The following is a 12,812-nucleotide window of genomic DNA, read 5'->3' as shown; positions in this document are numbered from 1 at the left end:
ATGATTATGCAAAAAATACAGGAAAAATAATGGAATTTGAAGTTCAATATAAAAGTGCAAATGCTAGAGCTTGTCGTATAAAAACTACACATAGTGAAATTTTAACTCCTATTTTTATGCCCGTTGGAACTTTGGCTGCGATTAAAAGTTTAGATGCTGTTGATATGAGTGAGATTTTAAATGCAAAAATTATTTTAGCAAATACTTATCATTTGTATTTAAGGCCTGGTTCTAAAGTGATTAAGCAAATGGGTGGCCTGCACGGTTTTAGTAAATTTGAAGGCTCTTTTTTAACAGATAGTGGAGGTTTTCAAGCTTTTTCTTTAAGTAAAAATTCAAAACCTGATGAAAAAGGTATTCAATTTAAAAGTCATATCGATGGAAGTTTGCACTATTTTACCCCGCAAAGTGTTTTAGATGCACAATATGATTTTAATTCAGATATTATGATGATTTTAGATGATTTAGTGGCCTTACCTGCAAGTAAAGAAAGGATAGAACTTTCTCTAAAACGCACTATGAAATGGGCAAAAGAAGCTATTGATTATCATAAGTTAAAACAAAGTCAAGGTGTGGGAATAGGGCAAAATATCTTTGGTATTATCCAAGGTGGGACTGATTTTGAAGCTAGAAAAATTTGTTCTCAAGCACTTTGTGAGATGGATTTTGATGGGCTTGCTATAGGTGGATTAAGCGTGGGAGAAGAAAATGAGGCTATGTATGATACGGTTGAAGCTATGATGCCTTATGTGGATAACAATCGCCCTAGATATTTAATGGGAGTTGGCACGCCTGAAGATTTAGTAGAAAATGTAGCAAGAGGTGTGGATATGTTTGATTGCGTGATGCCAACAAGAAATGCAAGAAATGGTACCTTATTTACTAGCTTTGGAAAATTTAATATCAAAAAAGCAGAATTTATCACTGATCATGCCCCTATAGACGGCAAATGTTCTTGCTATACATGTAAGAATTTTTCAAGGGCCTATTTAAATCATTTATTTAAAGCCAAAGAATTAACCTTTTTTAGACTTGCAAGTATTCATAATTTACACTATTATTTAAATTTGGTCAAGCAAATGCGTGAAGCTATTATTAAAGATGAATTTGAAAATTTTAGAAAAGAATTTTATAGGCAAAGAATGTGTTAAATGATACTTTAAAACAAATTATTAGTAATATTAATATATCAAATGCTTATTATGAATTTGATGATTTTGATATTTTCACTCTAGATATAACTAAAAATTCTAAAAGTGTATTTGTTTTTAAAGAAAATCAAATTTTTGAGTATAAAGATGAAAATTTGATTTTATTTTCTAATACGGAATTTATAGCTATATTAAAAGAAATTTTGCAAAATGAAAAAGAAAAAAATAATACCATTAACCTTTCTATAGAAAAAAGAGAGGAGTTGATTTTAGAAAATAAAAAAGTAAAGAATTTCTTGACAAAATATTTTATATTAAAAGTCAAGCTTAGTAAAAGTTACAACATGGTTTCTTCTGTTTTAGAGGCTTGTAAAATTTGTCATAGTAAGCATCATTTTATAAAGAAAAGTTTAAAAACAATTATTTTAAATTTAGCTGTTTTGGAAAAAAATATTAAAGAAAATATATCAAGATTAGAAGGGATTTACACTTATATTAATACCGCAAGAAATGAAAAAATAAATAAAAATATTTACTTTTTAAGTATTATGTCTGCAATTTTTTTACCTTTAAATTTAATCGTTGGATTTTTTGGTATGAATACCAAAAATTTATTTTTATCTGAAAATGAATATGGAACTTACTATGTTTTGGCTGTGATTTTAACAATATTTTTTATTTTATTTTTATGGTATCAATTTAAAGATAAAAAAGAATTAGATTTGGATGAATTTTCTGTAAAAAAGAAGTAAGTGGTACGCCCAAGAGGATTCGAACCTCTGACCTTTTGAACCGCAATCAAATGCTCTATCCAGCTGAGCTATGGGCGCAAAAATAAAGAGTAATTTTATCAAAAAATTCTTAAAATTAGCAAAAATAAATATTTTTATAGAATTTTTATATTTTTATGCTAATCTTCTTTTTAATATTTTAGCTTAAGGCAAAGTCATGATACATAAGATTTTAATAGCCAATAGAGGTGAGATTGCAGTAAGGGTGATCCGTGCTTGTAGAGATTTGCATATACAAAGTGTTGCTGTTTATACTGAACCTGATTATGAGTGTTTGCATGTAAAAGTTGCTGATGAAGCATATAGAATAGGAACTGATGCCATAAGAGGGTATTTAGATGGTAAAAGAATAGTTGAGATTGCTAAAGCTTGTGGAGCTGATGCTATACATCCTGGATATGGTTTTTTAAGTGAAAATTATGAATTTGCAAAAGAATGCGAAGAAGCAGGGATTATCTTTATAGGTCCAAAATCAGATGTTATCCGTAAAATGGGTAATAAAAACATAGCAAGATATTTAATGAAAAAAAATGGAATCCCTGTAGTTCCAGGTACTGAAAAATTAAATCATTGCACATTAGAAGAAATCAAACTTCAAGCTTTAAAAATAGGCTATCCTGTAATTTTAAAAGCTAGTGGTGGTGGTGGCGGTAGAGGCATACGCGTAGTACATAAAGAAGAGGATTTGGAAAAATCTTTTGAAGCATGCAAAAGAGAAGCACTAAGTTTTTTTAAAAATGATGAAGTTTTTATGGAAAAATATGTTATTAATCCAAGGCATATTGAATTTCAAATTTTAGCAGATAATTATGGTAATATCATTCATCTTTGTGAAAGAGATTGCTCAATACAAAGAAGACATCAAAAAATCATTGAAATAGCACCTTGCCCAAGTATTTCAGAAAAACTAAGAAAAACCATAGGAGTTACTGCAGTAGCTGCTGCAAAAGCTGTGGGCTATACGAATGTTGGGACGGTTGAGTTTTTACTTGATGATTATAATAGATTTTATTTTATGGAAATGAATACAAGAATTCAAGTAGAACACCCAATTACTGAAGAAATCACGGGGATTGACCTTATCACAAGACAAATTCGTATAGCAAATGGGGAAATTTTAGATCTTGAGCAAAGCGATATAAAACCAAGAGGTTTTGCGATAGAAGCTAGGATTACAGCAGAAAATGTATGGAAAAATTTCATTCCAAGTCCAGGCAAAATTACAGAGTATTTTCCAGCTTTAGGGCCATCTGTGAGAGTGGATAGTCATTTATATAAAGACTATACTGTGCCACCTTATTATGATTCTTTACTTGCAAAATTAATTGTTAAGGGCTCAAGTTATGATAGTGCAGTTAATAGACTTGAGAGAGCTTTGAAAGAATTTGTGATTGATGATATTAGAACAACTGTTCCATTTTTGATTGCAATTACCAAAATAAGAGAATTTAGAAGAGGGTATTTTGATACTTCTTTCATAGAAACACATATGGAAGAGCTTTTGGAAAAGACAGAAGATAGACACCAAGAAAATAAAGAAGAAGTAATTGCTGCTATAGCTGCAGCCTTACAAAAGATAAAAGAAAGTAGGCAATCATGAGTTTTTTAGATGAATTAAAAGATATAAAAAAAGCACTCCAAAAAGAACAAGGTCAAATAAAAAAAGAAAAGGTTAAAGCGAGTAAAAGCGGAGTTAGTATGAAAAATACTGACTTAGATGCTATACAAAAAGACTTAGCTAAGCAAAATGAAGATAAAAAGCAAGAACAAGAATTTGAAGATATGTTTTTAAAAGAAGAGCGCTTAGCTAATGAATTTATGGAATTTGTAAAAAATAGTGATATTAAAAAGATCTAATGAATAATATTATTGGTTTTTGTACTTTAGAAGAAGAATGTCCTTATCTTGAAAATAGATATTGTAGAAATGAGTATAATTATATATCTTTTATTAACAAAGCGCAAAATCAAGAATTAGTTTCAAGAGGTTGGCGTCGCTTTGGATCATATTTTTCAAGACCAATATGTAATGATTGTAATGAATGTCAAAATTTGCGTATTTTGGTAGAAAATTTCCATTTTAGTAAAAGCTATCGTAGGGTTTTAAAAAAAAATATAGCTACTAAGATAATCTTACAAAAACCTTCTTTAAGTGATGAGCATTTACTGCTTTATGAAAAATACCACCATTATCAAAAAGATAAAAGAAATTGGAAAATTTATGATTTAAATTTTAGAAAATATTACAATCTTTATGTAGATAATGCAGGTACTTTTGGATATGAACTTGATTTTTATATAGATAATAAGTTAGTTTGTGTTGATTTGATTGATATTTTAGAAGATGGAATTTCTAGTATATATTGTTTTTATGATCCTGATTTTTCACATCTAAGTCTTGGAAAATACTCGCTTTTAACAGAAATCAAGCTTGCACAATTAAAAAAATTAAAATATATTTATTTAGGATATTTTGTAAAAGGGTGTCAATCTTTATCGTATAAAGCCGATTATAGTCCAAATGAAATTTTAAAACACACTAGTGCTTTAGATGAACAGGCATTTTTGTGGAGTTAGGTTTATAGAGAGGATTTTATGCAAGTAGTGCAAACTTTAGAATCTGTTAGTGTTAATACTGATGATTTTTTAATGTTTAAATATTTTCAAGATCTTATCCGTAAAAATTTTTCTAAAGTCATAGGAAATAAAAACAAAACCCTATCTTTTTTTGTGGAAAATGAAATTCCTCAAAGAAGATATTTTTTAAAACTTGTTAATCACAAGTATAAAAAAAATACTGGAAACCAAATCGATAATCTTGCTTTTGCGCATTATAAGACCTTTAAATTAAATCTTGCTCAAGCAAATACTTTAAAGCCTGTAATCTTTGCTAAAATAGGTTTTGCACAAAAAAATATCTTAATAACTTTAAGTTCTAATGAAAAAATGTTTGCTGTATATTTAGAGCAATATTTTAAAGATCATAAAAGCATGTATGATGAGAAAAATTGTATTTTTTCAGTAGAATACAAAGATGATAATACTTTAAATCTTTTAGAAATTTTAGCAAGCGTAAATGAGCATTTAAAATATTGTGTGGATTTTACAATCAATGAAACTCAACTTTTAGAATTTAGAAATAAAATGAAAAATAAAGCCAATACTAATTGGAAATTTAATGCTTTGGCTAAACTTTTTGAGAATTATTTCCAAACTTTAGGATGTAATTCTAATGATGATTTTGCTACTATTAGACAAAATTATCTTAATTTGGTTAAAATTTATCATCCTGATCGCCATCAAGGTAAAAGCAAAATCGAACAAGCTTATTGTCGTGAGGAATTTGAAAAAATTCAGCTTGCTTATGAGAGTTTAAAATCTTTATATAAAAACAATACATAATCTCCAAATAACATCATTTTAAGTTGCAATTTATTAAAATTAATTTTTATAAAATTCTAGGAAGAAATTTTGGTTGCTGATAGAAAATTATTTTTTTTAAGTTGCATTCTAATAACTATAGGGATACTTTTTTCATATTCTTTAAGTGCTTTTACTGTGCTTTATTTAGAATATAATGAATTTCATTTTTTTATCAGACAGCTTTTTTTTGGACTTAGTGGTATAGCTATTATTTATTTTGTTTCAAGATTAAATCCTGATAGTAAAATGGCGCATTATTTAATGATAAGTGTTTTGTTAATCTCTTTTTTATTTATACTTATTTTGCCTTTTTTACCGACCTTTCTTGCTACTGCAGCAGGTGGTGCTAAAAGGTGGATCAGGCTTGGTCCTTTATCTATTTCTCCTGTTGAATTTTTTAAGATAGGTTTGATTTATTTCCTTGCTTGGTCTTATACAAGAAGAATTGATGATAGCAAAAAAGCAATCAAACACGAAGTTTTAATTTTAATTCCTTATTTTATTTTAGCTGCTTTTGTTATTGGCTATATTTATATGACACAAAATGATTTAGGCCAAAGTGTTATCTCTTTTTTCTTAGTTTTTGCTTTAGCATTTTTTGCAGGAGCTAGTAAAAGACTTTTTGCTTTTGGCGTGGTTATTGTTGGAATGATTGGGGTTTTGGTGATTTTAAGTAATCAAAGAAGAATTCAGCGTATTTCTGCTTGGTGGGGAAATATCCAAGATGCGTTTTTACCTTTTTTTCCTGATTGGCTAGCAAGTGCTTTAAGAGTAAGCCATAACTCAGAACCTTATCAAATTTCACATAGTTTAAATGCTATAGCTCATGGTGGATTTTTTGGAGAAGGGTTGGGCCTTGGAACTTTTAAATTGGGATTTTTAAGTGAGGTGCATACGGATTTTGTTTTATCAGGGATTACTGAGGAAATAGGATTGTTAGGATTGAGCATTATATGTTTGATTTATTTGATGGTCATACTTAGAATTTTTAGAATTGCTGGGCGTTGTGAAAATAAGGTCCATTTTTTATTTTGTTCAGGTGTAGCTTTACTTTTATTATTTTCATTTTTTATGAATGCTTTTGGAATTATTTCTTTAACTCCATTAAAAGGAGTTGCTGTGCCACTTTTAAGTTATGGCGGCAGTTCTATGTGGTCTATTTGTCTTGGAATAGGTTATGTTTTAATGATTAGCAAGAAGGTAAAAATTTAAACTCATTAATTAAAATATATAAAAATTAACTTAAATAAAAAATATTCTATAACAACTCTTTACAAAAAACTTTTTTCTGCTATAATTATGCTCACATTTATTATAAAGGAGGCGGATATGAAGAAATACAGGCGTTTAAACACATTATAATCATTTATCAATTTTATTTTAATTTTAACAAAGGAAAAAAATGAAAAAAATATTATATGTTGTTTTAGCGTTATTTGGTATATTAGCTTTAGGTGCTTGTTCAAGCGATAAAAATCAAGCTAGTGCTTCTGGTGAAAAAGTTTATAAAGTAGGTATAGCTGCAAATTATCCTCCTTTTGATTTTATTAAAGATGCAAAAATTACCGGCTTTGATGTTGATTTATTGGAAGAAATTGCTAAAAGAGAAAATTTAAAACTTGAATGGGTAAATATGAGTTTTGATGGTTTAATTCCTGCCTTAAAAGCTGGAAAGATTGATATGATAGCTTCTGCTATGAGTTCAACTCCTCAAAGATTAGCAAGTATGGATTTTAGTGATACTTATTTCAATACTAAAAATTTATATTTAAAATTAAAAACAGATTCTAGTATTAGCGATAAACAAAGTTTGGAAGGTAAAAAAATAGGTGTTCAACTTGGAACTATTCAAGAAAGTGCTGCTAAGACTATTCCAAATGCTCAAGTAGTTGCAAGTGAAGAAATGTTAGCAGCAATTTTAGCTTTAAAAGCTGGCAAAGTAGATGCAGTTTTAACGGATAAAGATATTGGTAAAGGTTATTTAAAAACTAATGAAGAGTTAGAAGCATTTTTAGAAGAAAATGATGGAAGTTCAGGGTTTTGTGTAGCTTTTGATAAAGGAAAACAAAATGAGCTTGTTCAAAAAATTAATGCAGGTTTAGAAAAAGTTAAAGCTGATGGTACTTACCAAAAAATCGTAGAAAAATACGATTTACAATAATTAACTTAAAGCCTTGATGCTTATATTCAAGGCTTTAAAAAAATATTCTATATCTTCTTTTGTATGCGTATAATGAAAACCCACTCTTAGCCAACCTGGTTTAGATTTTAATTCTTGATTGTCTTTTAGATTGAGTAAATCATGCCCATAAGGTCCTGCACAAGCACAACCTGCTCTTGTTTCTATCTTATAAGTTTTACTTAGTTTATAAGCTAAATCAAAAGGAGAAATTCCTTCTATATTAAAAGCAAAAATAGGTAATCTATTAGTGATATTTTTTGCATATAAGATCATTTTTGGAAAATTTGTACATTGTTTGAAAAAATATTCACAAAGTTCTTTTTCTTTTTTTTCTATATTTTTTAAACCTATTTCATTGCGTATTTTAAAAGCCAAACTTGCTCTAATAAGCTGAATAATTCCAGGCGTGCCACCTTCTTCTAAATTTTCAACTTCGCATAAATATTGTTGAGATGTTCTTGAAACATAGCCCACAGTTCCACCTGCTGCAAAGCTAGGGGTATTGCCACATAGATTTTTTTTGATAACAAGTAAGCCACAAGATCCTACACCTCCAAGTAGTTTATGAGAGCTAATAAACACTGCATCGTAAAATTTAGAATCTAAATTAGCATAAGGAGCTAAAGTGGAAATATCAAAAGCAACTATACCGTTGTGTTGTTTGATTAAAGTGTAAATTTTTTTATAATCACTTAAAATTCCTGTAACATTAGAAGCTGCATTAAAGCTTGCTATGATTTGTCTGTTTTTGGATTTTTGTAATAATTTTTCTAAAAAATTAAAATCTAATTCTCCATTTTTATCTAAGGGCACTCGAACGCATTCACACAAAGCTTCTCTAAATGAAAGCTCATTAGAATGGTGTTCATAGGGTCCAACTATAACCAAAGGTAAGGTATTTTTGTCTGTATTTTTAAAATATTTTTCTTTAATAAGTGGTGGTATATATAGACCTAAAAGTTCTTGAAATTTTTTTATAGCTGCTGAAGATCCATTCCCACAAGCTATAAGAGCAAAACTATCATCTAATTCAAGGTATTTTTTTAAATTTATTCTTGCGTTTTCATAATGCTGTTGTGTGATAAAAGAATTTAAAGAACTATCTGAATGTGTATTTGCATAGGTAGTAAGAATTTTTTTAATTTCTTTTTCTATGCTTTTTAGTGCTAAAGCGCTAGCTGTAAAATCAAAATAATATATTCCTTTTTTTAAAATAATATCTTGTTTTAGTTTTTCAATATCCAAAAAAAATCCTCTAATTTTTTGTTAAAATTATAACATACAAAATATTTATTTTAAGGATGTGATTATAAAATTTGGTGATTTTTCAAAACGCTGTGAAACTTTGGAGCTTGAAAGTATTTTTGATTTTTATAGTATTTTTGATGAGTTTGAATTTGATTTGAAATTAAGTTTATATGAAAATATCTTAAATGTTTTTATTTTGAAAGCCTTTGATATTTTAGCTTCTTTAAATTTAGATGAGAATGCTTTAAAAGCTTTGAGTGTTTTAAGTAAAAACGATAGAAAACGCTATTCTATTAATAAATCTATTCCGCATTTTCAGGCTCTAGGACTTATTAATAAACTTTTAGAGAAAAATATTTTGATTTTAGAAAAAAGTCAAGAAAAGCCAATTATAAAAAACAAAAGACAGAAAGTTAAAAAAGAATTACGCTCTTATAATATACAAGATAAGGTTGTTTTTAAAAATCAAGGATTAAGATTTTTCTTTTATTTTATATATCCTAAACTTAATTTAATCGCGATGAAAAAATACAATGAATTAATAGAACTTATCCAAGAAAATTTGGAAAAATACCAAAGTTTTACTTTTGAACTTTTATGTAAAGAATTTTTAGCAAAAAAACTTAAAGTGGATCAAGTGTATAGTTTTTGGAATTATTATCATGAAATAGACTTGTATTATCATGAAAACAATTTTTGTGTTTTAGGTGAAGTTAAATTTAAAGAAAGAAAAATATGTAAAAATGTTTTAAATATTTTGAAAAGTAAAGCAAAACAGTTGCAAATTCAACCTAATTTATATGTGCTTTTTTCAAAGAGTGGCTTTAGTAAAGAGCTTATTCTAAATAAGGAGCGTAATTTGCTTTTATATACTTTAGAAGATTTTCAATTTTTAATTAAGGATTAAGTGTGGATGAGAATATTTTAAAAAGTTTAGATTCTAGTGAAAAAGAAAACTTACAACAAGGATTAAAAGCCTTAATAGAGCAAACCTATGTTATAGAAAATGAATATAAGCAACTTAATGAAAACTACACTGCATTAAGACAAATGGTAAGTGAGATTATAGAGGTTTTGCCTATGGCTTTGTGGATTTTAGACGCAAATAAAAATATTATTTTGCAAAACAACCTAGCTACACAAAAGCCAAAGCTTTTAGAATGCATTGATCTTGATAAAACACATTATGAGCTTGAGTTTGATCATAAATTTTATCTAATCAAAATCACCTCTCATACTGATAAACTTATAGTAAATGCAACAGATATTAGTGATGAAAAAAGAAATGAAAGGTTGGCTAGCATGGGAACAGTTGCAGCACACCTAGCGCATGAAATACGCAATCCTATAGGTTCTATTTCTTTATTAAGCTCTACTTTGTTTGAAAGAAGTGAGTTAAAAAATAAGCATATAGTTTTAGAAATCCAAAAAGCAATTTCAAGAGTAGAGCGTATTGTAAATTCTACTTTACTTTTTACAAAAGGAGTACATGTTAATTTAAATGAGTTTAATTTACAGGAGTTACAAGATGAGTGTGAGCAAGCTATTGGAGCTTATAATTATCTAGCTAATATCGATTTTAAATTTGAATTTTTAGATTTAAAAATCAATGCAGATAAATCTTTACTTGCTTTAGTTTTGCAAAATTTACTTTATAATGCCATAGATGCTATTGAAGAAAGCGAAAATGATGATGGTTATATAAAGGTTAAGTGCGAACAAAAAGAAGATAGGGTTTTTATTAAAGTTTATGATAATGGTGTAAGTATCAAAGATAAAAAAATGGTTTTTGAGGCTTTTAAAACAACTAAGTTAAAAGGTAATGGCTTAGGTCTTTCTTTATCAAAACAAATTATTGATGCGCATAATGGAGTTTTAGGTTTTGATGAAAATCCAAAATGTTTTTTTATAGAGCTTAAAATTTAAGCTCTATAAAATAAATTTTTTCTTAAAATAATAAAAATATTTGTCCTCATAGCTCAGCTGGATAGAGCGCAGAATTCCTAATTCTGAGGTCGCAAGTTCAAACCTTGCTGGGGACACCATTTCAAGGAAAAAGATGTTTCATATAGTCTTAGTTGAGCCTCGCATACCACAAAATACAGGAAGTATAGGCAGAATGTGTTTTAATGCAGGTTTTGCTTTACATATTATCAATCCACTTTTTAGTATTGATGAAAAGGCAGTTAAAAGAGCAGGACTTGATTATTGGAAAAAATTAAATCCTTTTTTATGGGATAATTTAGAAGATTTTTTAAAAGAGTATGAAAAATTTCAAGATAGATTTTTCTTTGCGACAACTAAAACTACTCAAGCTTATTTTGATGTAAATTATCAAAAAGGTGATTTTTTATTTTTTGGAAGTGAAAGTTTTGGTTTGCCTATGGATTTAATGCAAAAAAAATGGGAAAATGCTATTACTATACCGATGAAAGATTGCGGTAGAAGTTTAAATTTAGCTACAAGTGTAGGCATAGTGAGTTATGAGGCTTTGAGGCAAAATTTTGCCTCTTTTGAAAAATTTTAATGATTTAAAACTTGATTTAAAAATTCTTTCAATCTTTCATTCTCTGGGTTTTCAAAAGCTATTTTAGGACATTCATCTACTGCTATAATGCCTTTATCCATGAAAAAAATTCTATTAGCTACATTTCTTGCAAATCCCATTTCATGTGTAACTACAAGCATAGTTAAACCTTCTTTAGCCACTTCTTTCATGATATTTAAAACCTCACCTATCATTTCAGGATCTAAAGCTGAAGTTGGCTCATCAAATAAAATCACATCAGGATTCATCATTAATGATCTTGCTATGGCAATACGCTGTTTTTGTCCACCTGAAAGCTTATGAGGAAAATAATTTTCTTTATCACTTAGGCCAACTTTTTTGAGTAATTCTCGTGCTTTTTTTACTGCTTCATCTTTACTCATGATTTTTGTTTGTACTGGCACTAGGCATAAATTTTCCAAAACATTTTTATTATTAAAAAGATTAAAATGTTGAAATACCATGCTTACTTTTTGTCGAATTTTATTGATATCTGTTTTTTTATCAAGTATATTGATATTATTGATATAAATATTACCACTATCTGGTGTTTCAAGTTTATTTAAACAGCGTAAAAAAGTACTTTTTCCACCTCCGCTAGGCCCTATAATAGCAATAATATCACCTTTATGTACTTCAATGCTAATATCTTTTAAAACTTCTAAATCTCCATATTTTTTAATCAAATTTTCTATTTTAATCATGTTTGTTTAATCTCATTTCTATAAATCTTGCAATCAGTGTTAAAATTTTAACGCTTACATAATATACAAGCCCTGTAAAAATAATAGGTTTAGGGTTGTAATAAATTGCTTGTAAGCTTTTACTTTGCATGGTAATATCCATAACGCTAATATAGCCCACTATTGAAGTTTCTTTAAATAAAGAAATAAATTCATTCATTAAAGAAGGTAAGATATTTTTAATCGCTTGTGGAAAGATGATTAGTCTCATAGAAGCAGAATAATTAAGCCCCATTGCTCTTGATGCTTCCATTTGTCCTTTGTCTACACTTTGAATTCCACTTCTTACGATTTCAGCTACATAAGCAGAACTATTAAGTCCAAGTGCAATAATAGCTACATAAAAATTATCACTCCAAGTAGCAAAAATCACTACTGAGAAAATCAAAAGCTGTAAAAGCAGAGGGGTTCCGCGTATAATGTCTATGTATTCATCTATGATGAAATTTAAACTTTGAATTTCTAAAAATCTTAAAAATGCTAGGAAAAAACCAAGTGCTATTCCTATTAAAATTCCACCCACTGTTAAGCCAAGTGTTGTGAAATAACTATGAACATAAGCTTTGGCTTCTATAGTATAAGCATATTCTCCTGTAGCTAAGCCATTTTGATCTTTAACTTGTAAAATTTCAATAGGAAATGAAAAATAAGCCCAAAAAACAATAATGGCAAAAAATACAAAAATTTTCATCGTATTTTGTTTCAATTTAAACACCTTATAAAATTT

At 28.2% G+C, this 12,812-nt stretch carries 14 protein-coding genes and 2 tRNA genes; 12 read left to right on the top strand and 4 right to left on the bottom strand.

All coding sequences use genetic code 11. From position 1 onward, the window contains the following. The first annotated feature begins 29 nt into the window (after window positions 1–29). Together tgt and L8W40_RS04090 are read left to right on the top strand one after the other, a co-directional pair. Window positions 30–1,151: a tRNA guanosine(34) transglycosylase Tgt gene (tgt, locus tag L8W40_RS04095; RefSeq protein WP_263664730.1), complete on the top strand. Its 1,122-nt coding sequence runs from the start codon at window positions 30–32 to the stop codon at window positions 1,149–1,151. Beyond that, window positions 1,145–1,903: a CorA family divalent cation transporter gene (locus L8W40_RS04090; protein ID WP_263664729.1), complete on the top strand. Its 759-nt coding sequence runs from the start codon at window positions 1,145–1,147 to the stop codon at window positions 1,901–1,903. The genes tgt and L8W40_RS04090 overlap by 7 nt, the downstream gene beginning before the upstream one ends. A 1-nt stretch (window position 1,904) precedes the next feature. Here L8W40_RS04090 and L8W40_RS04085 read toward each other — a convergent pair. Next, window positions 1,905–1,981, bottom strand: a tRNA-Arg gene (locus L8W40_RS04085). Window positions 1,982–2,099: 118 nt separating this feature from the next. Between L8W40_RS04085 and L8W40_RS04080 the strand changes: the two genes are divergently transcribed. The 6 genes from L8W40_RS04080 (at window position 2,100) to L8W40_RS04055 (ending at window position 7,525) form a co-directional block, all read left to right on the top strand. Then, window positions 2,100–3,542, top strand: coding sequence for an acetyl-CoA carboxylase subunit A (locus L8W40_RS04080; RefSeq protein ID WP_220566761.1), 1,443 nt, complete (start codon window positions 2,100–2,102; stop codon window positions 3,540–3,542). Continuing rightward, complete coding sequence (locus L8W40_RS04075) at window positions 3,539–3,799, top strand: hypothetical protein (protein ID WP_263661557.1); 261 nt, start codon at window positions 3,539–3,541, stop codon at window positions 3,797–3,799. The genes L8W40_RS04080 and L8W40_RS04075 overlap by 4 nt, the downstream gene beginning before the upstream one ends. Then, the gene (locus L8W40_RS04070; RefSeq protein ID WP_133319279.1) at window positions 3,799–4,518 is read left to right on the top strand and encodes an arginyltransferase; all 720 of its coding nucleotides are present in this window, start codon (window positions 3,799–3,801) and stop codon (window positions 4,516–4,518) included. Before L8W40_RS04075 ends, L8W40_RS04070 begins: the two co-directional genes overlap by 1 nt. 18 nt (window positions 4,519–4,536) lie before the next feature. Further along, window positions 4,537–5,343: an adenylosuccinate lyase gene (locus L8W40_RS04065; RefSeq protein WP_263664728.1), complete on the top strand. Its 807-nt coding sequence runs from the start codon at window positions 4,537–4,539 to the stop codon at window positions 5,341–5,343. A 69-nt stretch (window positions 5,344–5,412) separates the two neighbouring features. Continuing rightward, window positions 5,413–6,576, top strand: coding sequence for a putative lipid II flippase FtsW (gene ftsW, locus L8W40_RS04060; RefSeq protein WP_220566762.1), 1,164 nt, complete (start codon window positions 5,413–5,415; stop codon window positions 6,574–6,576). 190 nt (window positions 6,577–6,766) lie between these two features. Next, the gene (locus L8W40_RS04055) at window positions 6,767–7,525 is read left to right on the top strand and encodes a basic amino acid ABC transporter substrate-binding protein (RefSeq protein ID WP_263664727.1); all 759 of its coding nucleotides are present in this window, start codon (window positions 6,767–6,769) and stop codon (window positions 7,523–7,525) included. Here the strand turns inward: L8W40_RS04055 and L8W40_RS04050 are convergent, their stop codons facing one another. Continuing rightward, window positions 7,526–8,791, bottom strand: a complete 1,266-nt coding sequence (locus L8W40_RS04050; RefSeq protein ID WP_263664726.1) for an aminotransferase class V-fold PLP-dependent enzyme — start codon at window positions 8,789–8,791, stop codon at window positions 7,526–7,528. Between the two features lie 58 nt (window positions 8,792–8,849). On the opposite strand from L8W40_RS04050, the gene L8W40_RS04045 reads away from it, so the two are divergent. The 4 genes from L8W40_RS04045 to L8W40_RS04030 all read left to right on the top strand — a co-directional run bounded on the left by L8W40_RS04045 (window position 8,850) and on the right by L8W40_RS04030 (window position 11,321). Further along, window positions 8,850–9,701: a DUF234 domain-containing protein gene (locus L8W40_RS04045; RefSeq protein WP_133319274.1), complete on the top strand. Its 852-nt coding sequence runs from the start codon at window positions 8,850–8,852 to the stop codon at window positions 9,699–9,701. A 2-nt stretch (window positions 9,702–9,703) separates the two neighbouring features. Then, the gene (locus tag L8W40_RS04040) at window positions 9,704–10,720 is read left to right on the top strand and encodes a sensor histidine kinase (RefSeq protein ID WP_263659366.1); all 1,017 of its coding nucleotides are present in this window, start codon (window positions 9,704–9,706) and stop codon (window positions 10,718–10,720) included. 42 nt (window positions 10,721–10,762) lie between these two features. Next, window positions 10,763–10,839 (top strand) — tRNA-Arg (locus L8W40_RS04035). A 14-nt stretch (window positions 10,840–10,853) separates the two neighbouring features. Further along, window positions 10,854–11,321 (top strand): tRNA (cytidine(34)-2'-O)-methyltransferase, encoded by a 468-nt coding sequence (locus L8W40_RS04030; RefSeq protein ID WP_257928077.1) that lies wholly within the window; start codon window positions 10,854–10,856, stop codon window positions 11,319–11,321. Here L8W40_RS04030 and L8W40_RS04025 read toward each other — a convergent pair. Together L8W40_RS04025 and L8W40_RS04020 are read right to left on the bottom strand one after the other, a co-directional pair. Beyond that, on the bottom strand, window positions 11,318–12,046 hold the full coding sequence (locus L8W40_RS04025; protein ID WP_263664725.1) for an amino acid ABC transporter ATP-binding protein: 729 nt from the start codon (window positions 12,044–12,046) through the stop codon (window positions 11,318–11,320). The genes L8W40_RS04030 and L8W40_RS04025 overlap by 4 nt on opposite strands. Then, entirely contained in the window at window positions 12,039–12,791 is a 753-nt protein-coding gene (locus L8W40_RS04020) for an amino acid ABC transporter permease (protein ID WP_133319270.1), read from the bottom strand. The genes L8W40_RS04025 and L8W40_RS04020 overlap by 8 nt, the downstream gene beginning before the upstream one ends. Between the last annotated feature and the right edge of the window lie 21 nt (window positions 12,792–12,812).

Origin of the sequence: Campylobacter sp. IFREMER_LSEM_CL1846 (assembly GCF_025772105.1) — a bacterium.
Taxonomy (GTDB): Bacteria; Campylobacterota; Campylobacteria; order Campylobacterales; family Campylobacteraceae; genus Campylobacter_D; species Campylobacter_D lari_D.
This window is presented reverse-complemented; position numbering and strand designations above follow the sequence as displayed.

Coding starts and splice junctions, on each gene's coding strand:
- tgt (WP_263664730.1), top strand. CDS start 30: ATGGAATTTGAAGTTCAATATAAAAGTGCAAATGCTAGAGCTTGTCGT.
- L8W40_RS04080 (WP_220566761.1), top strand. CDS start 2,100: ATGATACATAAGATTTTAATAGCCAATAGAGGTGAGATTGCAGTAAGG.
- L8W40_RS04030 (WP_257928077.1), top strand. CDS start 10,854: ATGTTTCATATAGTCTTAGTTGAGCCTCGCATACCACAAAATACAGGA.
- L8W40_RS04075 (WP_263661557.1), top strand. CDS start 3,539: ATGAGTTTTTTAGATGAATTAAAAGATATAAAAAAAGCACTCCAAAAA.
- L8W40_RS04065 (WP_263664728.1), top strand. CDS start 4,537: ATGCAAGTAGTGCAAACTTTAGAATCTGTTAGTGTTAATACTGATGAT.
- L8W40_RS04025 (WP_263664725.1), bottom strand. CDS start 12,046: ATGATTAAAATAGAAAATTTGATTAAAAAATATGGAGATTTAGAAGTT.
- L8W40_RS04055 (WP_263664727.1), top strand. CDS start 6,767: ATGAAAAAAATATTATATGTTGTTTTAGCGTTATTTGGTATATTAGCT.
- L8W40_RS04070 (WP_133319279.1), top strand. CDS start 3,799: ATGAATAATATTATTGGTTTTTGTACTTTAGAAGAAGAATGTCCTTAT.